This is a genomic window from Paenibacillus sp. FSL R5-0475, from assembly GCF_038004585.1.
Taxonomy (GTDB): Bacteria; Bacillota; Bacilli; order Paenibacillales; family Paenibacillaceae; genus Paenibacillus_AQ.
The window spans coordinates 3,484,949-3,507,504 of record NZ_JBBORK010000001.1; the positions used below are offsets into that span (position 1 = coordinate 3,484,949).

The window sequence follows — 22,556 nt, forward strand, 5'->3', positions numbered from 1 at the left end:
TCACGCTTCAAATTTAACTTATTGTAGGGACTTCAACAACGTGACTATCTCATCCAGCTGCTTGTCCAGCGCATAAGCATCAGAGAGATAATAAGTTTTGAGATCGTAAGTGAACACATGACCCGCCTTAACAGCAGGTAGACTTTGCCAGAAGACACTGTCCAGAATGTCCAGCTTGTCCTGCTCCACACCACGGCTGAAGCCTTGGAATATATAATCAGCTTCTCCTAGATACTCGGGCAGCGTTTCGAGAGAAAGGGAAGCCCAGCCTTCCTTAAAGGCTACCTCTTCGACAAGATCTGGTGCATGCAGCCCCAATCCGTTGTATATAATCTCTCCACCACGCCCATATGACGAACCGTATAGATACAGCTCTTTACCGGCAATTTCAAAGATTGCCACCTTTTTGTCAGCTGCGATCAGATCGGCCAATTCCGCTTTCTTCGCTTCCAGCTTCTGATTGAAATCCGCCACCCATTTTACAGCCTGCTGCTCCTTGTTCAAGATTTTCCCGATCTCGATCAATCGTTCCTTATAGTCGTATTTGCCCCAAGGAATAAAGACAGTCGGAGCAATCTTGGAGATTTGCTCATAGGTATCTTCCTGATAAGTGATAATCAAATCCGGTTCCAGGCTCGTTATTTTCTCCAGGGACACCGTCATGTCATCACCCACTACTTCTACACCTGTAAGCGCCTCTTTGAAATATGGATGATTCAAGATGTCATTCCCAGCTACGGCAATGGGCGTCACCCCCAGCGTCAGAAGATCACCGATAAAGTCTTGTACCGGAATTACAATTCTTTGTGGATTGCGTGGGATCTGCACCGGACCTTTATCGCTTTCGTATGTCCAGTACTCTGCATCAGCAGCCGGCTCCGTGCTGGCAACTACAGAATCATTAGTGCTTTTAGCCACTTCAGCAGACGTGCTAGCTGGAGCATTCCCCTGATTAGCAGCTTGTCCGCATGCGCTCAACATTAGCACCAGCGTAAGTACAACGGCTATCATACTTGTTTTTCCTAACGATATTACTCTGTACAATGTAAATCCCCCTTGAGACTTTATATTATTGTGATATTGATAATCAATATCATTTAGATCCATGTTTAATATAACGTCTCCGTGGGAAAACATATATACACGCTAATACATCAATTTGGCTATGGACGATTGTCAGCTTAACTTATAGCCGATTAACAAATCTGTCTGTATCTCCAACTGACGTTCGAGTGCAAGCCCTTCGCTGCCCCAAAATTCCTCAAGCTTGAGGTAATATATGCGTTCATTCCTGAATGCTGGAAGATTGCGCCAAACCACACTCTTGCTAATGCGTTTACGTGTTCTCGACATCCAGTCCTCTCGTCCTGATACAACCACAAACATATGGTCAGCCGCGTATATTGGCAATTCCGACAGTGAGATGCATAGATGATCATTCCGCTCCAGAACATCTGACCTTACCTTGTCCGGCGGAGCTAACCCTAGCATTGGATACAGATTGTACACACCTCGGGCTGTATGATTCCAGATATAAATACTGTTATCTTGCCTAATCTCATACACCGCTACCGTTTCACCAGATTCAATTAGTGAGGACAAGCGCTGCTTGGCCAAATCTATTTTCAAATGATAGTGTCTTATCCATGCTTCTGCCCTCTCCTCTTCTCCCAGCAGTCTGCCGAATAAACGAATCTGTTCTAAGCGGTCCATTTCATCACATTCCACCGTAACTAGTGGACCCAACTTTTCCATCCATTTAAGCTGACGGGGGCTCAGATAGGTCGGTGCAATGACTATATCAGCTTCCAGTCCAGACAAGTCCGCTTCCGCCGAACATCCCTGCAACTCAAACGATCGTACATCCGCCAGTTCCGGCTGTAAAAGCAATGAGTAGTTCATCACATCTTTTTCAACCGCGACAGGCTTCACACCCAGCGCAAGTAAATCCCCGAAAAATTGCAACGCTACAATCCGCTTCGGTTTGGGACGCAAACGGAAATCTGTTGGAGTCATCCCGGTAACTTGCTTGAATTTCCGGCTCAGATATAGTCCATCTGAATAGCCTACTTTTTGAGAAATTTGCTGTATTGTTGCTTGGCTGGACATCAAATATTTTTTCGCTTTATTCACTCTTAAATGAGCTACATATTCGGTGAAGCTCCACCCCGTCTGCTTGCGGAACCATACTGAGAAATAGCGAGGATTAAATCCCATCATTCTAGACATCATCTCTCGCGTAATCTCCTTTTGGATGTTCTGGTGAATATAAGAGAGCATTCTGAAATATGAACTATCCGTAATGTCTGCTTCAGCATCAGCCTCTACGACCAATTGATGTAGCTGATGCAGCAAGGATTGAATTCTATCTGCCTGTGTTTCTAAATTATTGGCAGCAACGTCTTCCAATTCGCTGAATAAGCGGCTTATTTTATTCGTCGTACGTATAGGTAAAATCCCATTGACCGGAAAAATTTCACGGCAAAGTCCATAGACCAATTCTTGCTCAGTGCTATTACTTAGCCCATATACCTCATAGGAGATTGCTAGAACAGAGATAACGGTCTCTAATGGAGCATTAATTTGATAAGTCGTACCTGCACTTAAAAAAACAATTTCACCTATTTTAAGAGCTACTGTCTCTCCTTCAATGGTTATTAGAACGGTCGCTTCTATTGGTGTCAGGAAGAGTGGGGACTGGGCCATCTGGAGATTACTGATGTGACCACCGCCGCATTGGCGTTTCCCAGCCTCTTTTAACATATAAATTCTGTGTACCAGGTTATTATTAGATAGCTTCATTCCTGCTCCCTTCCAGATCATCAGGCTATTAAACCTTGAAATATAAAGAAGGCGCATAAGGCTTCTCTCCGCTCGAAATGGATAAGAAGCCCTATACGCTCAACAACTAAAATCAAACCTATTCCTTAAGAATTTACCGCTATTAATGGTCGTCAACGACACCAAGCGCCTTATTCTTCTCTTTGAACCGCTCATTGTGAGAAGACACATAAGCAACTTTAGCCGCAGTTGGATCTATGAACAGCTTGGCACTATTAAGCGCCAGCACTGCATCGGTGAAAGCACCGGCAATTAAACGTACCTTACTTGTATAATCCACAAAGTCACCAGCTGCAAATATGCCTGGGAGATTGGTCTCCAGCTTATCAGATACATTCGCACACCATTCGCCCATATCAAGGCCCCACTCTTTTAACGGACCAAAATCGCTCTTAAGACCATGGTTTACGATCACTGCATCCACTTCAAATTGCTCTGATTCACCTGTCTCTATGTGGTTGATCGTCACCTGATCTATCGTTTCCCCATTACTGCTGTGTAATTGGCTTACTGCATAGGGCACGTGGACATTGACCGAAGATTCCTTCATCCGCACAATATTTTTCTCATGACCCCCAAACTGTTCACGACGGTGCACAATCGTTACACTTGCTGCAATGGACTCCAGTTCATTTGCCCAATCTACTGCAGAGTCTCCTCCGCCGGAGATCAGCACTCTTTTGCCACGGAATGGCTCTAGCTCCTGAACGGTATAATGAAGATTCGTCACCTCATAGCGATCCGCACCTTCGATTTCGAGCTTAGCCATTTGTAGGATTCCGTAGCCAATTGCCAGAATTACGGTTCGTGTCCAGTGTTGTTCCCCGGTAGACGAGGTTAAGATGTATGTCCCGTCTTCCTGTCTCTCTTGATTCATGATTTGCTGTCCCAGCACAATGGTGGGTTCAAAGGTCTGCGCCTGCTCCTTGAGCTGCCCGATCAGCTGATGACAGAGAGTCGGCGTTACTCCGCCTACGTCCCAGATCATTTTTTCAGGATAAATAAGCATTCTTCCTCCGAGCTCATCCTTCGCTTCAATCAACTTCGTCTTGAGGTCTCTCATTCCACTATAAAAAGCTGTATACATCCCAGCAGGTCCGCCGCCAATAATCGTTACATCGTATAATTCCAGTTGATTGTTCATTATGTCCCTCCAAAAGTATATTCTATTGATGCCCTTAGCTTCTTACGCTCCAAATTGTGCCTCATGTAGTCGACTGTAAATTCCGGTAGTCTGTAACAGTTCTTCATGTCTGCCTTGTTCAGCGATACCACCTTCCGCAACAACAACAATACGGTCGGCATTCTTGATCGTTGCCAATCGATGAGCTATAACAAGCGTCGTACGACCTTGTGACAACTCTGCAAGTGCTTCCTGAATTGCGGACTCCGTCTCGGTATCCAACGCCGATGTGGCTTCGTCTAGAATGAGAATCGTTGGATTCTTCAGGAACATCCGGGCAATGGACAGCCGCTGCTTCTGACCTCCAGAGAGCTTAACGCCCCGCTCCCCGATCATAGTATCCAGCCCAGCAGACTGGGATTTGATCAGCTCTTCCAGTTGGGCGCGCCGTGCTGCCTCCCAGATTTCTTCATCGGAGGCACCCAACCGCCCGTAAGCGATATTCTCACGGATGGTTCCGTCAAACAGAAATACATCTTGCTGTACAATCCCGATGTGTGAACGAAGAGATTCAAGCTTCATGGAACGAATATCAATTCCATCAATGCTAATGTTACCCTCACTTACATCATAGAAGCGAGGTAGTAGACTGCAAAGCGTTGTCTTACCCGCACCAGATGGACCAACCAGAGCAACGGTCTCTCCTGCTTGTATCGATAGATTCACATTTTGGAGTACGTTCTCTTTATCGCTGTAGGCGAAAGCCACATCATGGAAGGTTATATTCCCCTTAAGATCATGAACTGTCTTAGCGTCAATCGCATCATCAACATCCGGCTCCGTCTCCAGCAGTTCGAGATAACGTTTAAAACCTGCAATGCCTTTGGGATAGGTCTCAATGACCGAGTTAATCTGTTGTAATGGTCCTAAAAATACATTGGACAACATCACAAAAGCAATAAATTCACCGTAGGTCATTTGCTTCTGGATTACAAAATATGTTCCGCATACGAGAACAAATAACGAGACCAGTTTCATGAGAACAAAGCTAAAGGATGAATTCCAAGCCATAATTCGATAGGTCATCAGCTTCGTTATACGGAAGCGTTCGTTATTGACCGCAAAACGGGAAATTTCATGATTCTCATTAGCAAAAGCTTGCACAACGCGGATCCCGCTTACATTGTTCTCCACGCGTGCGTTATAGTCAGCAATGTCCGCGAACATGATGTGGAAGGCTTTAGACATTTTCCGGCTGAAGTACATGGATAAATAAATCATAAGCGGAACGATTACAAACGTCAGAATAGCTAATTGCCAATTGATACTGAGCATAATGCCGAACACACCGAGCAGCGTCATTACTGCTATAAAGAGATCCTCTGGACCGTGGTGGGCAATCTCACCGATGTCCATCAAATCATTTGTCATCCGGGATACTAGATGGCCGGTCTTGTTGTTGTCAAAGAAATTGAAAGATAACTTCTGAACTCGGTCAAAAAGCTTTTTTCTCATATCCGATTCGATATTAATCCCCAGCTTATGCCCCCAGTAAGTGACGACGAAATGCATAAAGGCACTGACAATATATATCCCCAGCAAGCCGAGGCATGAATAGAGTATCCATCTCCAATTGCCGCTTGGCAGCAGATCATCTACTACCCGGTTAACGGCTAACGGAAAGACCAGTTCAAGTAGTGCAGCAGCAATAGCACAAGAAAAATCAAGAATAAACAATCCCTTATAGGGCCTATAGTAAGCAAAAAAACGACGCAACATGTTAATAATTCGCTCCTTCTGGTGAGAGATCAGCCTACTTTCATCAAGATTTCGTACGGGCTAACAAATACAAAAAGTATGGTGCTCCAATTACAGCTACAACGATACCCGTAGGAATCTCAGACGGCTGGAGGATCCAGCGTCCAATGGTATCCGCTGTAATAACGAGTAGTGACCCAAGCAGTGCCGAAGTCGGAAGCATGAGTTGATGCTTCGGCCCAACTAACCGTCTCGCCAAATGGGGTCCGACCAATCCCACAAAACCAATTCCACCGCTGACAGCGACACTCGCCGCTGCTAATCCTACCGCAGCCGCAAGAAGCCGAAATTGTTCCTTCGTTACTGCGGCACCAAGTCCCACAGCGGTCTGCTCCCCTAGATTCAGTACGTTCATCACCCTTGCCTTATAGATGACATAAGGCACCAGAATAAGAATCCACGGTAGGAGTGAAAGTACAAACTTCCAGCTTGTTCCCCAAATGCTGCCTGCTAGCCAAGTAGCGACGAATTGGTATTTTTCTGGATCAAGCCTTAGCGTAAGCACGATCATAGCTGCACTCATCCCAGCTGCGACAGCTACACCAGTCAACAGTAGACGCATAGGCGATATTCCTTGGTGCCGTTTATAAGCTAGAGCATAGATTAAGGCAGCTGTAAGCCCCGCACCGACGAACGCTACCATTGGCAGCAGATACACTGGAGCCGCGGTTGCCGTAGGGTAAAAAGAGATCAACAGCATAACCATAATTCCTGCACCAGCATTAATCCCTAAGATACCAGGGTCCGCCAACGCATTACGAAAGACGCCCTGCATCACAGCACCGGATACAGCCAGACCTGCCCCAATTAGAACGGAAATCACAATACGTGGCAGCCGAAACTGAAACAAGATTAACTCCTGCTTGTCGGTTCCTTTACCGAACAATGTATTAATCAACTCCATAGGAGTCAAACGTATGTAACCTGTATTCATACTAATAATAAAAGCAATCACAATTAGTACAGCCAACGAAATCATGATAATTAAGCCCCGTTTGTTTTTGGCGGCTTCGAAGGAACCGAATGTCGTCTTTTCCATCATTACAGCTCCCTCCTTTCTTTACGTGCAAGATAAAGGAAGAATGGTACACCAATCAGTGCAATAATAGCTCCAAGTGGCGTTTCATTAGGTGGATTAATCATCCGCGCAGTTAAATCTGCAAATACAGCAAGTAGACTGCCGAGGATCGCTGAACAAGGAATAATCCATCTGTAATCGACACCCACAAAAAATCGTGTCAAATGCGGAATAATTAGTCCAATGAAACCAACTGCACCAACTACGGCAACCGATGATCCAGCCAAAATCAATACGATTAATGCACCTGCCAACTTCACAAGCCCTGTACGCTGACCTAGACCTTTCGCAACATCGTCACCTAAACTGAGCATCGTGATCGATCGAGAGATTACCATTGCACCAATTAAAGCGGCCCCTATCCAAGGGAACATGATTTTGAGTTGGATCCATTTCGTTCCAGCCACACCTCCCGCGTACCAGAAGGCTAAATCTTGACCGATGTGAAAATATAAAGCTACCCCTTCACTCAGCGCAGACAAAAGTGCACTAAAAGCAGCACCGGCCAGCACCAAACGAGCAGGAGTTAATCCTCCCTTAGCAAGTGATCCTATTCCGTATACGACACCCGCGCCTACGCCGGCACCCACGAAAGAATATAGAATCAAATACATAAACGATAAATTTGGAAAAAAAGCAAAACATAGTGCAAGCGCAAATCCTGCGCCTGAGTTGATACCCATCAGACCTGAATCAGCCAATGGATTTCGCGTCATCCCTTGCATAATGGCACCTGCAACTGCAAAGCTAGCCCCTATCATTGCTCCGCCAAGTACACGAGGTAATCTTAATTCTCTAATAATCTGATGATCCATGATCTCCGGATCAAAGTGAAACACAGCTGACCATACCACAGACAGCTTAATATCTGCTGCACCGAAGGAGACGGAAACAGCGATTCCTAATAATAATAGCGCCAGACCGCCGACCAAGATTAATGTTGCCGCCCAAGGACGTGAACGAAATTCTCGTTTAACTACTCCTTTATCGGCTCCTATCCTGGTAGTTATCTGTTGATTCATGAATGCCACCCTATTTCTGTGAAATTGATTCTCATTATCATTAGACTATTGTAAATTACATTTCCTAGGTTTGGCAATAGATAGATTTAATTGGTACCATTTAATTTATTGCATTGACAGAAATTCTAAGCTTTGATACAGTTCAAATTGATAATAATGATGATAATGATTCTCATTATTATCATTTGGTACATATACTTAGGGAGGTTTACCATGCTAAAAAGAAAGACCCTTTTCCCCATCCTGGCACTCGTAATGTTATTGTCTGTATTTGTGACGGCTTGCGGGGGAAACAACAAGGCTTCATCTAATACACCAACAGCGACAACTGAAGCAACAACAGCCCCGAGTGCAGAGGCAACAGCTGTTCCTGATGCTTCCGCTGCCGAAATGCGCAGCTATGAAACTACTAAAGGTACTGTTCAAATCCCAGTTAAACCTCAGCGGATCGTTACAGATTATTATGGTGGGGAATTACTCTCCGTTGGAGCTAACGTCATAGGCGTTGAACCTAGTACTTTTGATAACCCCTTCTTGAAAGACCTGCTCAAAAACACACAAGATGTTGGTGCTCCAGTCAATGCTGAGAAAGCACTAGAACTTGCACCTGATCTAATTGTAGTTATGTACGATGACAACTATGATGCTTTATCCAAAATCGCTCCAACCATTCATATTCCATACGGAACTGCTACGAACATCTATGAAACCGTAAAACTGTTTGGAGATATTGTAGGAGCACCTGATAAAGCTGAGCAATTCATTGCTGACTTTGAGAAAAAGGCTGCTGAAGGCCGCGAAAAGCTTAAAGGTGTCGTGAATGAAAATGATACATTCGGAATTTATGAGCTGACTGACAAAGGTGAGCTATGGACCTTCGGTAACAATGCGGGCCGTGGTGGACAAGCCCTCTATAATGCACTTAAGCTGAAAATGCCTACTAAGAACAGCAATGACAACCAAACACTGCAGCTATCCATGGAGCTGTTGCCAGAATATGCAGCGGATTACATGTTCCTAACTACTTATGATCCTGATAAAAAAGGTGATAAGCTGAAAGAGCTGAAGGAATCACCCGTTTGGAACGGACTTGCTGCTGCGAAGAACGACCATCTGTTCTACAACGATTTTGATACTTTTTATCGCTATGATCCTATTGCCATTACCGCACAAATCGATCTGTTCGTCGATATGATTCTTGAGCGCAACGGTAAGAAATAAGAATAGACACATAAAGAAACACCCCACTTATTAGGCATCGCCTAAAGTGGGGTGTTTTGGTTATACATAAGAAGTTTCTATTAAATTTATATCATCTAGTATATTCATTATACTCATCAGTGTTATTTAATTTTTTGTACATATACTCATCATTTTTAAGCTTATAGAGCTGCCCCATCCCCGCAAATACGAAAAACAGCACCGAAATTAATCCATACGCATAGGTGAATTCACCAATATAAAAGCAAGTGACTATCGCAACAAGGATCAAGATCATTAATGCGACTGCAATTCTGGAAAAAATCTTTTTCAAATGGAATCCCCCCACGATTTTATTTGTTAATATTATCATAATTGGAATTAAATTTACATCTTGTATTATTCGTTGTGGGAACATCAAGCAGTCCGATATGAGCCAGCATATTGCGAGTGTATAATTTGGTGTATATACGATAAAAAAGAACTTGAAATAAAAGATATGCTCCGCCTACCAACAAACAAAACCACATCGGCTCCAGAGCTGTAGACATTTCAACTCTGGAAGAACTAACAACATAAAAAGAAGACAATGCAATACCTAATGCATACGGGAGAAAAAACAGCACTTTTAAAGGGCCGCCTATAATGCGAGCCACGTCCTTAGAAGTAATTCCAATCTTGTTCAGCTTCCTGAATTTGATCCTCTCACGCTCTAAATCGGTCTGAATACTGAAATGCAGCACTATCCCGGAGGCGCCGAAAAATATTAAACCAACAAATGAAATTACGAAGATTCCAAATCGGCCAGACTCCTGTAACTGTAGATAGTCACTTATTCTAGACTTCGTAGAGAATACGAGGGCCTCTTGCCGCTCATTGCCATACCAGGACTCTGTATTGTCTTTGTTATATTTGGCTAAAGCGGCATTTAACTTAGCATCTATATCCGCAGTTTTTTTCCAATCCTTAAAATTCAGGAGCTGAAGGTTACCGATCGCTTTTTTATTTTCCGCTTTCAGCGCCATATAATCCTCTTCGTTAACAATGACATGAAGACCATTCATAAGATTCGGCACAGGGTTAAATAGCATTTTAAATATAAGTCCTTGTGAGTACAACGTATGATTCCCGGAAGAAAGCTTCATTTCGAAGGTTGGCATCTCTGGTCTTTGATTCTTCCATTCTTCTCCTCGAGCAACTAAGGCAAGATTAAGAAAGTGATCTTTCTCCACATGATAATCAGTGCCGATTAATGCATTTATATTCTGGTCCAGAAATATTTTGAAATTAAACAAGTCGATATACTCCAGCTTTTCGTGTGAAAGCAGCGGCGTGGCGCCATGATCCGTGATCTCGCTTAGTATTTTTGGTGAGATACTATTTTTCCCGAATACTTCTGCATAGGCAATATCATATGGATTGTTTGCAACAGGAATATCCTCAGCATTCCAGGTCAAATAAAAAATAATACCGCTTAGAGAAATTGTTATGAAGACGAGGAAGGTGATAAGAGAAAGCACTATTTTGGAGCGACCAAGGGTATAGATCAAATTGGAACTAAACAGCAGGTGCTTGTGATAGGTTCTGCTTGATCGCGATATAAAAAGTTTCATCCAGTCCCCAAGTCCTGACAGCAGCAAATAGACACCCACCATACTTACTCCCAGATTGATTAACATCATACGGGCATCATCAGGACTGTAATGAGTAATCATATCATAAACGGAGATCCCCAGTAGTACGACTCCGATGATCCCTGTGATTTTACCATGAAGAAGGCTACGTTCTGCGGTTCTGGATTCTTTTAAAAGGCGTACAATGTTGTATCTCAGCGTTAATATTAATTGGATTCCAATCACAGCTATGTAAATAATCCCGAAGAATTTAATGGTATACAGATAACTTTCCAGTGTAAGTGAAAAAGAACTGCCCCCTATATTAACAAACAACGAGATGATGAAGAAGAAAAGACCGGAGAAGACCGACCCTGCACCTAAACCCGTGAGAATCGAAGCTAATGCGATCATGCTATTTTCTAACAAAATAATTTTACGGATATTGTGGCTCGTCATTCCAAGCACCATTAACAGCCCAAAGTCGCTTTTTCTAAATTTCAAAAAGGCCATTTGCGCATATACAATAAATAGAACAGCAAACACTCTCATAACCAAGAAAGGAGCATATAAATTACCAGACACCATTCCATTTACTTGATAGGGGTCATTAAAATCAGGGTTCGTGTACAGGGAGTAAAAGGCGAAAAAGACCATAATCGTAAAGCTGCTGCATAGGAAAAATAACAAATACCTTCTAAGGTTCGCCTTAAAAATCTGAATAGCCATTCTCCTAAAGGTCATCTTCTCCCCCTCCAATGAAGGCCAGACTCTCCAGAATCCTATCAAAAAATGCTCTCCGTTCTTTATTGTCCCTAGTAATCTCTAATAGAGCCTTCCCATCCTTGATAAAGAGCACGCGATTACAATAGCTGGCCGCAAAAGGATCATGTGTGACCATCACAATTGTTGCTCCTTTCAGAGCATTCAGTTTGGCGAAGGTCTTCATCACTATACTTGAGGATTTGGAATCCAAATTCCCCGTCGGCTCATCCGCAAAGATCACCTCTGGATCATTAATAATCGCTCTGCTAATCGCCGCTCGTTGTTGCTGTCCTCCTGAAACCATATACGGATATTTATCCTTCACCTCGCCCAGATCAAAGAGCAATAACGTCTCATCTGTCTTGGTATTGATGTCGTCTCCCTCTTGGTCATCCAGAACCATGGGCACCATTATATTTTCCCGTAGGGTCAGGCTATCCAGTAGATTGTAATCTTGAAAAACGAACCCCATTCGCTGCCGGCGAAACAGTGCAAGCTCATTCTTAGACATCTCGCTTATACTAGTCTCTGCAATCCGGACTACCCCACTATATTCCGTGTCGATCCCGCTAAGGATGTTCAGCAGCGTCGTTTTACCACTCCCCGAAGGCCCCATAATCGCTACAAGCTCTCCGCTATCCACACTCAGGCTTATGCCGTTTAGCGCCCGAAACACATTCATTTTGCCCTTGCCTTTATATTCTTTTGAGAGATTCTCTACCTCTAGAATAGGCATGCTCGCACCGTCCCCTTCATTGATTGGCAGATTAACATTAAATGGAATTATGTTATTCCTGTAAATACTATAAAACTAAGTGAAGAGAACGGTTGTTAGATTCCTCACAGAACAAGAAAACTTGATTCCTCCTCTATCATTTCCGCTCTCGCAAGAAACAAAGACAAACAAAACCAGTAAAAGCAAGTCCTCCGATAGCTGCCAGTGAGAAGGAAAACGCCCTTACATAATCCGATAAATCTGCTTCCAAAAGAGAATGTTTCAACGAAGTGGAGAACAAAATACCGATTAGAGCCACCCCTAACGAGTTTGCTAAATACATAAATGTAGTGATCAGACCTGATCCTGTGCCCGTAATCCTTGCTGGTACTGAACTGAGCGTGACGTTGACTAATGGTGTAGTAGCCATGCCGAGACCGAAGCCATATATCAATAATATTAAAATATTTCGTGCGCCCAGCAGATGCGTCGCATCCACATTTAGCTCCCATATAAGCAATAAACTAGAGCATCCCATCATCAGCGCTCCTATTTTAAGTACACTCATCCCCCATCTTTTGACCATTCGAGACGAGATTAGGGAAGTCAGAAAAAAGCCTATACCTATAGCCAAAAAAACCAAACTTGTATCTTGAACATTATAGTGCAAGCCAAATTGCATATAGTAGCTTAAAACAAAAAAGAAGGAGAACATGCCTAGATAAAGGACAAGCACGGTCGCCAGACCTATACTAAATGTTCTATGTCTGAAAATAGACAGATCGACTAATGGACAATTCCCCTGCTTTCCTTTCCGATTTTCAACCCAGATAAAAGTAAACAACACGAATAAAGCTATAATTAGACAGCCTGAGATCCACAAGGGCCACCCTTGTTTTTGTCCCTCAGATAACGGATAGATCAGCAGAAACAAACTGATCAGCAGTAGGAAGCTTCCCGTCCAATCAATACTGTGCGTCTGCTCGGCTCGTGTTTCAGGAACAATCGGCATTAACAGCAAGACGAGAAGTCCGAAAGACACATTGAAAAAAAATACCGTCCGCCAACCGAGATCGAACGGATTCCAATTCACAATAGTGCCTCCGAGAATGAATCCGAAAGCGAATCCAATGCCAATCATTGCACCATAAATACCGAAAACAAGCCCTTTTTCCTTTGGCAGAAAGCTGACCTGAAGTGTAGACAAAACCTGAGGCTGGATAAGCGCAGCTGCCATACCTTGTACGATGCGAATAACAATCAGAAGTGTCGGATCTGAGGTCAAACCACCCAACACTGCCATAATCGTAAATCCACTCACTCCGATAATCAGCATTCGTTTTCTGCCGTATATATCCCCAAGCTTACCACTAATGATCAACGCCACAGCTAATCCTAGCGAAAATCCGGTGACGATAAGCTGTGCTTCAGAGAAGCTCGCATTCAAGCGATGTTGCATTAATGGAAGGGCGACTTGAATCATATAAGTATTCAATGAAATGAGTAATGTTGGAAGTAGAATAACCCATAGCGCATACCAACGTCGCGAATCAACTTCTTGCATTGTATGACCACCTCTTCATGAAATCTATGATAATGATTATCAATTATAATAGTCTTTTTCTCTACCTGTTAAGGGAGGTTTACTCCTTGATAAGGGAGCAAACACAAAAAAACCTCAAACAGGCAGAATATAGTGTTCGATTCCGAACCCTATGTCCTACTGCATGAAGCCATCTGTAAGTACAAATCCTTCTAGATCCTATTTCGCTCCAAAGTCTGTTGTTCGATACGTTTTAAGTACTCGCTTGGATTGCAGCCGTAGTGCTTACGGAAGGTTGTCGTGAAATTGCTGACATTACTATATCCGACCGAAACGGCTGTTTTTCCTATATTCAAACCTTCTACCTCCATGTACCAAAGTGCCTTCTCCATCCGCTTTATACGAACAAGCTCGAAGATCGTCATGCCAAATAACTCACGGAAACCCTTTTTTAGCTTGAATTCATTGATGCCTACCCGCTTGGCTAACTCACGTATGGACAGCGGTTGTTCGAAATGGATTTGCACCAACTCATGTACCCGCTTTAGATTTATAATATCATCATGCCGGAACGTCATACTCCCGCTCATAGAGCCGTAACCATCGGACTCCCCAAATAAAGCGATAAATTCAAGCGCTTTGCTCTCCATATATAATCGTCTCAATGTTCCATGATAAGTACAATGGATCATTTCAAAGACACATTTTCGAATCGCCGCAGTGTCAGGATAACGGTCAATATTTCCACGATGATGTTTAAGCCAGTTCTCCATCTGTTGTTTCTCCGCTAGATCTCCGGCATAATACAGCAGTTCGCTAGGAGCTAGCCGTATTTCTAACAATTGATTGGAGACACCAGCTTTTTTCTCTTCATACACCTGAACATCCTCTAAAAAAAGAACATTGCCTGTTTGTTTCTCCGTGTGACTTTCCTTGCCGTTCCATTCGCAATAGATTTCTCCACTCACGTTATAGCTTAGTTCGAACAACGGACAAGCTTCCTGAATATAGAGCTTCATATCTTGTTCGTAAGTTATATCCGTATACATGATCTCCATGCCTGGACGAATCCGCGTACGTGTAATGCTTCCCTGACCGATATGCGAGGGTATGGTAAGACGTTGTTCCCACTGGTTGTGCTCAACATGCCCTTCTATCCGCTCTGTAAATTGTTCAAAAAGATCATGAATCTCCAAATTCAATATTTTTAAAGCCATCGAAAGCCTCTCCTTCTTCGCCAATACAAATAAAGCCATTCACAACTCAAATGATAATCGTTATCATTTGGAAGTGTCAACATAGAATAGATCTATAGGAATTTTATCCCCACTTGGGATGAAACCCTAGGTTTACATAAAAAAAGCGTTGGTGGATTTTCCTCCTACCAACGCCTATGGTAATGATTATTCATCAAATTTGTTCGTCCAACATCCCCGTAACCTCCATAATCTTCGAGGCTAACAAAAATGAAGGAACTTCATAATCCACGCACTTGAGCTCAACCGCCGCTTCAGGCATTTCATTTACAATCGAAGTCTCTTGCGACTCTACAAGGGTAGATTGGGCGCCAGCTTGTTTGGCATTCAGCATGCCTCTCGCGCCATCGTTTCCCCTTCCGGTCATTAGAATCAAATGCTGCTTCAAGATTTTCAGTCCAGAAATCGATTCGAACAATACATCAATGGATGGACGGTATCCGTTCACTGAAGCTTTCTTGTGAAGTTTGATTCTACATACTTGCCCTTGCTGAACTACGGTCATATGACAATTACCAGGTGCGATATATGCCGTTCCGCCATGTACCAATTGATCATCTTTCGCCTCAACCACCCGTACACTTGAGAATCGATTCAATCGTTCTGCTAATACTTTCGTATACTTGGGTGGCATATGCTGAACGATTAATAAAGGATATGGGAAGTTTGCCGGGAGCGAGCTAATTACGATTTCAAGCGCCTTCGGACCACCAACTCCACATCCTATGGCTACGATTTGATCGAATTCTTCCGTACATCCGTTCTTAGAATTGTCTTCTGCCTGTAGTCCTGTCATCACTTTCGAAACAGTAATATTGTTAAGGATAAGGGTTCTCAAAGGAATTTGAGCAGCTTGTTTAATTTTGAATATTAGCTCGTCTTTTATTTGGGATAAATCAGGTCCATGGATTTGAGTGGGCTTGGATATAAAATCTACAGCTCCGTTCTGTAGACCTGTGATAGTTGCTGTTATTCCATCCTTTGATCCCGAGCTTAGGATAAGGATAGGGGTTGGACGTTGCGACATAATACTAGAGAGCGCTACTAAACTATTCAATTCTGGCACTTCTATATCAATCGTCACGACATCAGGCTTGAATTCTTGAACCATACTAACCGCTTCGGATGCATTTCGAGCTGCTCCAATGACCTCGATAATTGAATCCTCCGCAATAAGGTTCGAGATCTGTTTACGCATCATTACTGAAGTAGCTACAACGAGCACCTTTAACTTTTGCACTACTTCTCCTCTCCTATCAATGATGATCCCCATGACACGGTTTATTTAACTTTAAAAATAGATACGAGTGCATTTAGTTCCTCCGCAAGCTGTGCTAATGCATTAGCCGTTGTTGCCGTTTCACTACTGCTTGCCGCCATTTCTTCCGTTGCTGCCGATATGCTCTCGATCGAGTACAACACTTCTGATGACTGCGCGGCCTGTTCTTCACTGGCAGCAGCGATTTCTGTTACTTTATGAGCGGTATCGTTCACCATAGAGAGAATATGATCAAAGGCTTCCCCATTTTTTTGTGAAAAAGCTACGCCTTCGACTACAGCCTTCACGCTATGCTGCGTATTCTTCTGCATTTCTTTAATAATGTCCGTGACTTGCTTAGTAGCCTCACTGCTCCGCTCTGCTAGCTTTCTTACTTCATTCGCTACAACGGCAAAGCCTCGGCCCTGTTCACCTGCACGAGCCGCTTCTATAGCTGCGTTAAGAGCCAGCAGATTTGTCTGTTTTGCAATATCATCAATGACCGCAATGATCTCGCCAATTTTATCTGAGCCTTCTTCTAGTCTAGACATTTGGTTGTTAAGTAACGTCATCCCTTGAATGGAGTCAGTAACCACCGCACCTCCATCCTGAGCAATACGCATCGTATGATCTGACAGCTCTGAGGCTTGCTCTGCACTCTGAGCTACTGAATTAATCGCTTCAGACAATTCTCGGAACAACTCATTCATCGTTTGCGCTGCAGTGGCTTGACTCATACTGCCGCTAGCTACTTCCTCAGTACTTGCTGATATTTGCTGTGCTGCCGCCGAGACACTTTCCGCAGAGGACAAAATCCCCCCCACAGTATGCCTTAAGTTCAGAACCATTTCATTCACAGAATTCGCAAGTTTTCCGATCTCATCCTTAGAATTTAGATTCGAAGTTTCGCTTAAGTCTCCATTGGCTACTTTACCTAGCAGGCGCATCACTTGATTAAGAGGCCGTGCTATAATTTGCGAGATTAGATAGCCAAAACCCACGCTGATTAAAAGTGCAATGATAGTAACACTAAAGGTAATCAACCGAGAGGATTGATATAATTCATTGGCGTTATCACTGGATTCCTGTGCCTGCTTCATATTGATATCAATTAAACCTTGCAAGAAATCCGTCATCTCTGTAGTGGCCAGCTGTAAATCTCCTGTTAGCAAATAATTCGTATATTCTTCATTACTAATGATCTTCTTATCCAATTCAATTGCATGATCCACGCTGGTGGTATAGCGTTGCCAGATCTCAGGATAATCCTTCATTTTCTCTAATTCTTCTTCTCTCAATCTTGTCTTACTATATTTACTCATGATGTCTTCAATGCTTTGGACATTCTTATGTAATTTATCCCGATATTCTTTTTTCTTCACCTCGGTTTGGGCCATCGTATTTATATCCCGGATGTTTATTCTATTCGTTAAAAAAAGTTCATTCGCTTCACCGAGATAGGCAATCGGTGTTAAGCGATTTTTATACATATCCTCGATGGACTCATCCATCTTACTCAAATTACTTATTCCATAGAATCCTACAAAGCATAAAATGACTGATACCAACACAAATGCTGAGATTAGCTTCACTGCTGTTCTCAAATTATAAAACCATTTCATCCTTCTGCACCTCATTACGTTAGTCAATTTTTAGTAATTCTTAGGAACTATTTCATCATAAACGGTAAGAAGAATATGGTAACCGAAAATAAATAGCGTGATCACGCAAAATTATTGCGTAGCTCCGCAATGACGCGCAAAACAAAAAATCCCGCCTCACTATCTAGTGATCGGGATTTCAATCTATAGGGTTGTTACGTATTTTCACAATGAATTAGTAAAATCTGATTCCTTCAATATTCCGAGCCGTTTAGCTTTTATAGCCGCTTCAATTCTAGATTTCACATTTAGCTTTTGGAACAAATTCGTTAAACTATATTCTAGTGACCGCTGACTCATAAGCACAATCTCCGCTATTTCCTTATTACTTTTTCCTTTTGCGATTTCCGTCAGCATTTCATGTTCCCTTTTGCTAATCATGGAGGTTGTTTGTTCATCATTGATTTCTAATCCTTTAGGCGGTACTTTTCTTAACTGCTTGACTAAGGTCCGCGGTAGAATGACTTCCCCTCTTAATGCACATCTTACCGCTGTAATCAACTGCTCTCTATTGGTTGTTTTTGAGATAAAACCAAAGATCCCCGATTCGATCATCAGGTTAAATTTGTTAGTAAATTCATATCCGGTGTAGATTAAGATAATCGCATCCGCGTTCATTGTTAATACTTGCTTCGCCAAATCAATCCCATTCACATCCGCGATATGAAGATCAAATAACATTACGTCAAAGGAATGACTACTCACCATTTCAAGCACTTCATCCGCTGAATTAGCTAGAGTAACCTTCATGTCTCCCTCTTGCTCTAATATCATTTTAGTCCCTTCCATAACAGATGGATGATCATCCACTAACAATATTTGAATCATGCCTATGACTACCCCTCTATCCAATTGTTATGCCGCATGATTAATCTGCAGGTATAGATATATTGACCGCTAATCCCTTTTTATCTGGCGATCGGAATACTATTGACCCATCCATACTTCGAACCCTTTCCTTCATCCCATAAATTCCCATACTTGTAAGTGAATCCTCACCAAATAAATTCATTCCGATTCCGTTATCTTTATAATCCAAATGAATATGATTGTCTTCACTAGCTAAGGTGATGTGGACTTCTGTCGCAAAAGAGTGCTTTGCTGCATTAGCTAAAAGCTCTTGCACAATACGGTACAGACCTATAAGCACTTCATCATCTAACTTATGCGTGAATCCTTCAGACTCGAAATAAATCTGATAGTTGGTACGTAGCTGCGTAAATTCAAACAACGTCTCCAGCGAGGAGATAAGACCTTCATTGATTAATGCAGGAGGTCGGAGCTCGTTACAAATAATCCGCAGTTGATAAATAACATCAAGTAAACCTTCTGAGATCTGTTCTAGTTGTTCTCTAAGTTCCCCATTAATGGACCTTTCACCTAAGAGAAAATCCAGCTTACGATACCAGATAATCTGTTCTTGGAGCGCTGAGTCATGTAAATCCTGAGCAAGCCGTTTTCGCTCATTCTCTGATAAATTAAACATAAAGCGAAGAAGCCATGTAGGCGCCACTTGCTTAGAAGCCGCTAGCTCAAGATCCTTCGTTAAATCTTCGATAAGCAAAAAATGATCAAAGAGAACACTGACATACCGGGTAATCGTCTCCAGCCACACACGAATAGAACTGATTTCTAGTAAAAGCGTCTTCTCGTTAATCGATAGCAAGTAGCTCTTTCCTCGGGACTCCCCGATCTTGAGTGAATACCCTTGCTCCGTCTCGATAATTTCACATAATTTATCATGGTTAGATTCAACTGCGATAAATTTTATATTTGTTATCTGCAGAGTTTCTCTGACTTCTCTAAGTAACCGCTGTTCCATATGACTAATCTTCATCACACCAAAAAGATCTTGGGAGAACTGATCGAGACTCGTTTGCAGGCGAAAATACCGTTCCTCACTCTCTCGAATAATCTGCTCTGTATGTTGTCTATCCTCATCTGCTTTTTTTCGATCACTAATATCCCTAAATATAGAGATACATGCGACTTTTCCTTTGTACAAAATGGAGCTAGCTGTTACCTCTACATCGATAATCGTCCCATCTGAACGTACGACCTTTTGTTCAATAGGAACTAAGATCTTATAGGGTTCTTTATAGATCTCACGCATGCGTTCTTTCGCCAGCGGCAGATACTCCGGATGCGCCCAATTGAAAATATTTTTACCGATCAATTGACTCTCATCGCTAACTCCAAATAATCCAAGACAAGAGAAATTTACATAAACAAACTTATAATCGCTATGCAGAACGACCGCTTCAGGCGACATCTTGATCAGCTGCTGATTGAATTCCTCGCTTTCCCTTAATTCTTGTTCCATTTGGACTCTCTTGGTAATGTCTCTTGCTACAATTACGATACTCATTACTTCTCCATCCTCACCTAGAACGGGAGTAGCAAGACATTCTAAATTTAAGATATAACCTTTTGTGTGAATAAAACGATTGTAAAACATCTTACTTGCTTTTGTCCGAAAAATATTTGTTATTTGTTCACGCAAGCTTTCTTGCTCATCTGGATCGATATACTCTAAGATGGTAGTGTCCTTGATTAAACCTACAGGAATACCGATTAGGGTCTCACAGGAGGGGGAGGCTACAATGAAATTTCCTTTCTGATCCAGAACCCCCATCATATCCTTCATGTTATTAATAATTAGTCTGTACTCTGCTTCTCGCTGTGCCAGCTTTTGTTCTACTTCTACTGTTGATGTTATATCTTTAGCGACAACAAAAGCACCCACAATACGACTATTCACATAAATTGGGATGTTTTTCATAGTCCAGTGGCTCACTGATCCATCCTTACGCGAAGAGGCAACAACATAATGCTGAGCAGATCCCCGTACTGTTCTTCCGAAATAATCCGACATCCTTGTTATATTTTCTACTCCAAATAGATTCATGATGGACAAGTTCTCTCCGACCATACTTAAAGCTTCTCCAGTAATTTGCTGTGCCGCAGAATTGATTGCCAAAATATTACCTTGTAGATTCACCTCACATACGACGTCTGAGTTATAGTCAAATAAGGATTTATAGCGCTGTTCACTTTTGAGTAAAGCCTCCTTCATTAACTTTCTTTCAGTAATATCTGCCAAGATCCCATCAAGCCGAACTACCGCTTGGGATTCATCTAGACTGGGTATGATTCTGACCTGTAACCATCGAGGCTCACCACTTGCGTGGATAATTCGATATTCACTAAGTTGTGGAATCCCTTGACCAACTGATGATATGATCTCTTGAATCAAGGGATTTTCTTCCTTATAAGCAATACGAAGCCAAAAATCATCCTCTTTCGCCTGCTCAACGGAATAACCGGTGATATTGAGAATGGCATCCGATATAAATAACACTTTCTTAGATACGTAATCGTAAGACCAAACCGCCACATCTAGATTAGAGAACATCTGTTGATACAAAGAAAATGTGCTCTCTAATTGAATCTGTGCCGTTTTTTGTTCAGTAATGTCCAGCATAATTCCATCTATTCGGCAGATCTTGTTCTCCTTATTTAGGATAGGCGTGCCGATATTTTGAACCCACTTCAGTCCTGCAGTAGGTAATTGCATCCGATACTCAAGACTACTGATATGACCAGCATTTAATCTTTCCATGTAGGCATCATATCGATCACGATCCACTACATTTACAAGTTCCCGTAAAAAACTAGGGCTGTGCGGTTTAGTCTTACTTGTGCAACCAGCCCATTCCTCTAAAATTCTCGACATCGTCAGCAGATTTTCTTCCATATCCATAGACCATGTGATCACATTCTCGTCACCGAGTGAATGCATATTAAGATCACCTCCACATAAAAAGCCCCCCCTTTTCGGGGCGGCTTTTTGTTCTAATTCGCTATTTTACAAGCGTCATTACATGAATAACTTTATCCTACTGAGCAATCTGCTCACGGATATTCTGCAATATTTTCTTCTCCAGCCGGGATACCTGCACTTGAGAGATCCCTAGACGACTGGCGACCTCCGACTGCGTTTGATCACGATAGTAGCGAAGATAGACAATCAGACGTTCACGTTCACTGAGGCCTCCGATAGCTTCATTTAATGCCAGCTTATCGAACCAACGCTCCTGTGATTCGTCAGCGATTTGATCAATCAGCGTGATCGGATCTCCATCATTCTCAAACACCGTCTCATGGATAGAGGTCGGTGGTTTATTGGCTTCTTGAGCGAATACCACTTCTTCGGGTGTAACCCCTAGCGCTTCCGCAACTTCACCAATCGTAGGCAGACGATCAAGCGTTTTAGACATTTCGTCCTTCATCTTACGAACTTTATTAGCCATTTCCTTAAGGGAACGACTGACCTTCAAGGTGCCATCGTCACGAAGGAAACGCTGAATCTCACCGATAATCATCGGCACCGCATAAGTGGAGAACTTGACCTCATAGCTGAGGTCAAATTTATCAACGGACTTCAGGAGTCCAATGCAACCGATCTGGAACAAATCGTCAGGCTCATACCCGCGGTTCATAAACCGCTGTACTACCGACCAGACCAGTCGGATATTACAGCTTACAAGCGTGTCGCGGGCAAGACTATCTCCGGCCTGACTGAGCGCGATAAGACGTTTGACCTCCGCATCGTCCAAATAGGTCGGCGGAGCTTTTTTTGACTCTGCATCCATGGCTCCAA

At 42.7% G+C, this 22,556-nt stretch carries 17 protein-coding genes; 1 reads left to right on the forward strand and 16 read right to left on the reverse strand.

Annotation, left to right across the window (positions count from 1 at the left end):
• Positions 1–18: 18 nt before the first annotated feature.
• The 6 genes from MKX41_RS15685 to MKX41_RS15710 form a co-directional block, all read right to left on the reverse strand.
• Positions 19–1,044, reverse strand: coding sequence for an iron-hydroxamate ABC transporter substrate-binding protein (locus MKX41_RS15685; protein ID WP_256716300.1), 1,026 nt, complete (start codon positions 1,042–1,044; stop codon positions 19–21).
• Positions 1,045–1,176: 132 nt separating this feature from the next.
• Positions 1,177–2,802 (reverse strand): AraC family transcriptional regulator, encoded by a 1,626-nt coding sequence (locus tag MKX41_RS15690; protein ID WP_340971662.1) that lies wholly within the window; start codon positions 2,800–2,802, stop codon positions 1,177–1,179.
• A gap of 142 nt (positions 2,803–2,944) precedes the next feature.
• Positions 2,945–3,985 (reverse strand): NAD(P)/FAD-dependent oxidoreductase, encoded by a 1,041-nt coding sequence (locus MKX41_RS15695; protein WP_340971663.1) that lies wholly within the window; start codon positions 3,983–3,985, stop codon positions 2,945–2,947.
• A gap of 42 nt (positions 3,986–4,027) precedes the next feature.
• Entirely contained in the window at positions 4,028–5,743 is a 1,716-nt protein-coding gene (locus tag MKX41_RS15700) for an ABC transporter ATP-binding protein (RefSeq protein WP_340971664.1), read from the reverse strand.
• 43 nt (positions 5,744–5,786) lie between these two features.
• Positions 5,787–6,821, reverse strand: coding sequence for a FecCD family ABC transporter permease (locus MKX41_RS15705; protein ID WP_042194295.1), 1,035 nt, complete (start codon positions 6,819–6,821; stop codon positions 5,787–5,789).
• A gap of 2 nt (positions 6,822–6,823) precedes the next feature.
• Positions 6,824–7,882 carry a FecCD family ABC transporter permease gene (locus MKX41_RS15710; protein WP_042190334.1) on the reverse strand — a complete coding sequence of 353 codons (1,059 nt, stop codon included), beginning with the start codon at positions 7,880–7,882 and terminating at the stop codon, positions 6,824–6,826.
• 213 nt (positions 7,883–8,095) lie between these two features.
• Here MKX41_RS15710 and MKX41_RS15715 point away from each other — a divergent pair, with 213 nt between their 5' ends.
• A complete protein-coding gene (locus tag MKX41_RS15715; protein ID WP_339266250.1) occupies positions 8,096–9,103 on the forward strand; it encodes an ABC transporter substrate-binding protein in 1,008 nt (335 codons plus the stop codon).
• 91 nt (positions 9,104–9,194) lie between these two features.
• On the opposite strand, the gene MKX41_RS15720 is transcribed toward MKX41_RS15715, so the two are convergent.
• The 10 genes from MKX41_RS15720 to sigF form a co-directional block, all read right to left on the reverse strand.
• The gene (locus tag MKX41_RS15720; protein WP_340971672.1) at positions 9,195–9,416 is read right to left on the reverse strand and encodes a hypothetical protein; all 222 of its coding nucleotides are present in this window, start codon (positions 9,414–9,416) and stop codon (positions 9,195–9,197) included.
• Between the two features lie 19 nt (positions 9,417–9,435).
• Positions 9,436–11,439, reverse strand: coding sequence for an ABC transporter permease (locus MKX41_RS15725; RefSeq protein ID WP_340971675.1), 2,004 nt, complete (start codon positions 11,437–11,439; stop codon positions 9,436–9,438).
• Positions 11,429–12,196 carry an ABC transporter ATP-binding protein gene (locus MKX41_RS15730; RefSeq protein ID WP_076299542.1) on the reverse strand — a complete coding sequence of 256 codons (768 nt, stop codon included), beginning with the start codon at positions 12,194–12,196 and terminating at the stop codon, positions 11,429–11,431. The genes MKX41_RS15725 and MKX41_RS15730 overlap by 11 nt, the downstream gene beginning before the upstream one ends.
• A gap of 136 nt (positions 12,197–12,332) precedes the next feature.
• On the reverse strand, positions 12,333–13,739 hold the full coding sequence (locus tag MKX41_RS15735) for an MFS transporter (RefSeq protein WP_340971678.1): 1,407 nt from the start codon (positions 13,737–13,739) through the stop codon (positions 12,333–12,335).
• Between the two features lie 191 nt (positions 13,740–13,930).
• Entirely contained in the window at positions 13,931–14,935 is a 1,005-nt protein-coding gene (locus tag MKX41_RS15740; RefSeq protein WP_340971681.1) for a helix-turn-helix transcriptional regulator, read from the reverse strand.
• A 193-nt stretch (positions 14,936–15,128) separates the two neighbouring features.
• The gene (cheB, locus tag MKX41_RS15745) at positions 15,129–16,214 is read right to left on the reverse strand and encodes a chemotaxis-specific protein-glutamate methyltransferase CheB (RefSeq protein WP_340971684.1); all 1,086 of its coding nucleotides are present in this window, start codon (positions 16,212–16,214) and stop codon (positions 15,129–15,131) included.
• A 41-nt stretch (positions 16,215–16,255) separates the two neighbouring features.
• The gene (locus MKX41_RS15750; protein ID WP_076284517.1) at positions 16,256–17,854 is read right to left on the reverse strand and encodes a HAMP domain-containing methyl-accepting chemotaxis protein; all 1,599 of its coding nucleotides are present in this window, start codon (positions 17,852–17,854) and stop codon (positions 16,256–16,258) included.
• A gap of 204 nt (positions 17,855–18,058) precedes the next feature.
• The gene (locus tag MKX41_RS15755; RefSeq protein WP_340971688.1) at positions 18,059–18,721 is read right to left on the reverse strand and encodes a response regulator transcription factor; all 663 of its coding nucleotides are present in this window, start codon (positions 18,719–18,721) and stop codon (positions 18,059–18,061) included.
• A gap of 40 nt (positions 18,722–18,761) precedes the next feature.
• A complete protein-coding gene (locus tag MKX41_RS15760; RefSeq protein WP_340971690.1) occupies positions 18,762–21,695 on the reverse strand; it encodes a sensor histidine kinase in 2,934 nt (977 codons plus the stop codon).
• 97 nt (positions 21,696–21,792) lie between these two features.
• Positions 21,793–22,548: an RNA polymerase sporulation sigma factor SigF gene (gene sigF / locus MKX41_RS15765; protein ID WP_042129724.1), complete on the reverse strand. Its 756-nt coding sequence runs from the start codon at positions 22,546–22,548 to the stop codon at positions 21,793–21,795.
• Positions 22,549–22,556: the final 8 nt, after the last annotated feature.

Bases quoted from the DNA above. Each gene is read 5' to 3' on its own strand.
- MKX41_RS15695 (WP_340971663.1), bottom strand. From the start codon at position 3,985: ATGAACAATCAACTGGAATTATACGATGTAACGATTATTGGCGGCGGA.
- MKX41_RS15705 (WP_042194295.1), bottom strand. From the start codon at position 6,821: ATGGAAAAGACGACATTCGGTTCCTTCGAAGCCGCCAAAAACAAACGG.
- MKX41_RS15740 (WP_340971681.1), bottom strand. From the start codon at position 14,935: ATGGCTTTAAAAATATTGAATTTGGAGATTCATGATCTTTTTGAACAA.
- MKX41_RS15735 (WP_340971678.1), bottom strand. From the start codon at position 13,739: ATGCAAGAAGTTGATTCGCGACGTTGGTATGCGCTATGGGTTATTCTA.
- MKX41_RS15725 (WP_340971675.1), bottom strand. From the start codon at position 11,439: ATGACCTTTAGGAGAATGGCTATTCAGATTTTTAAGGCGAACCTTAGA.
- sigF (WP_042129724.1), bottom strand. From the start codon at position 22,548: ATGGATGCAGAGTCAAAAAAAGCTCCGCCGACCTATTTGGACGATGCG.
- MKX41_RS15750 (WP_076284517.1), bottom strand. From the start codon at position 17,854: ATGAAATGGTTTTATAATTTGAGAACAGCAGTGAAGCTAATCTCAGCA.
- MKX41_RS15755 (WP_340971688.1), bottom strand. From the start codon at position 18,721: ATGATTCAAATATTGTTAGTGGATGATCATCCATCTGTTATGGAAGGG.
- MKX41_RS15760 (WP_340971690.1), bottom strand. From the start codon at position 21,695: ATGCATTCACTCGGTGACGAGAATGTGATCACATGGTCTATGGATATG.
- MKX41_RS15700 (WP_340971664.1), bottom strand. From the start codon at position 5,743: ATGTTGCGTCGTTTTTTTGCTTACTATAGGCCCTATAAGGGATTGTTT.
- MKX41_RS15690 (WP_340971662.1), bottom strand. From the start codon at position 2,802: ATGAAGCTATCTAATAATAACCTGGTACACAGAATTTATATGTTAAAA.
- MKX41_RS15710 (WP_042190334.1), bottom strand. From the start codon at position 7,882: ATGAATCAACAGATAACTACCAGGATAGGAGCCGATAAAGGAGTAGTT.
- MKX41_RS15730 (WP_076299542.1), bottom strand. From the start codon at position 12,196: ATGCCTATTCTAGAGGTAGAGAATCTCTCAAAAGAATATAAAGGCAAG.
- MKX41_RS15715 (WP_339266250.1), top strand. From the start codon at position 8,096: ATGCTAAAAAGAAAGACCCTTTTCCCCATCCTGGCACTCGTAATGTTA.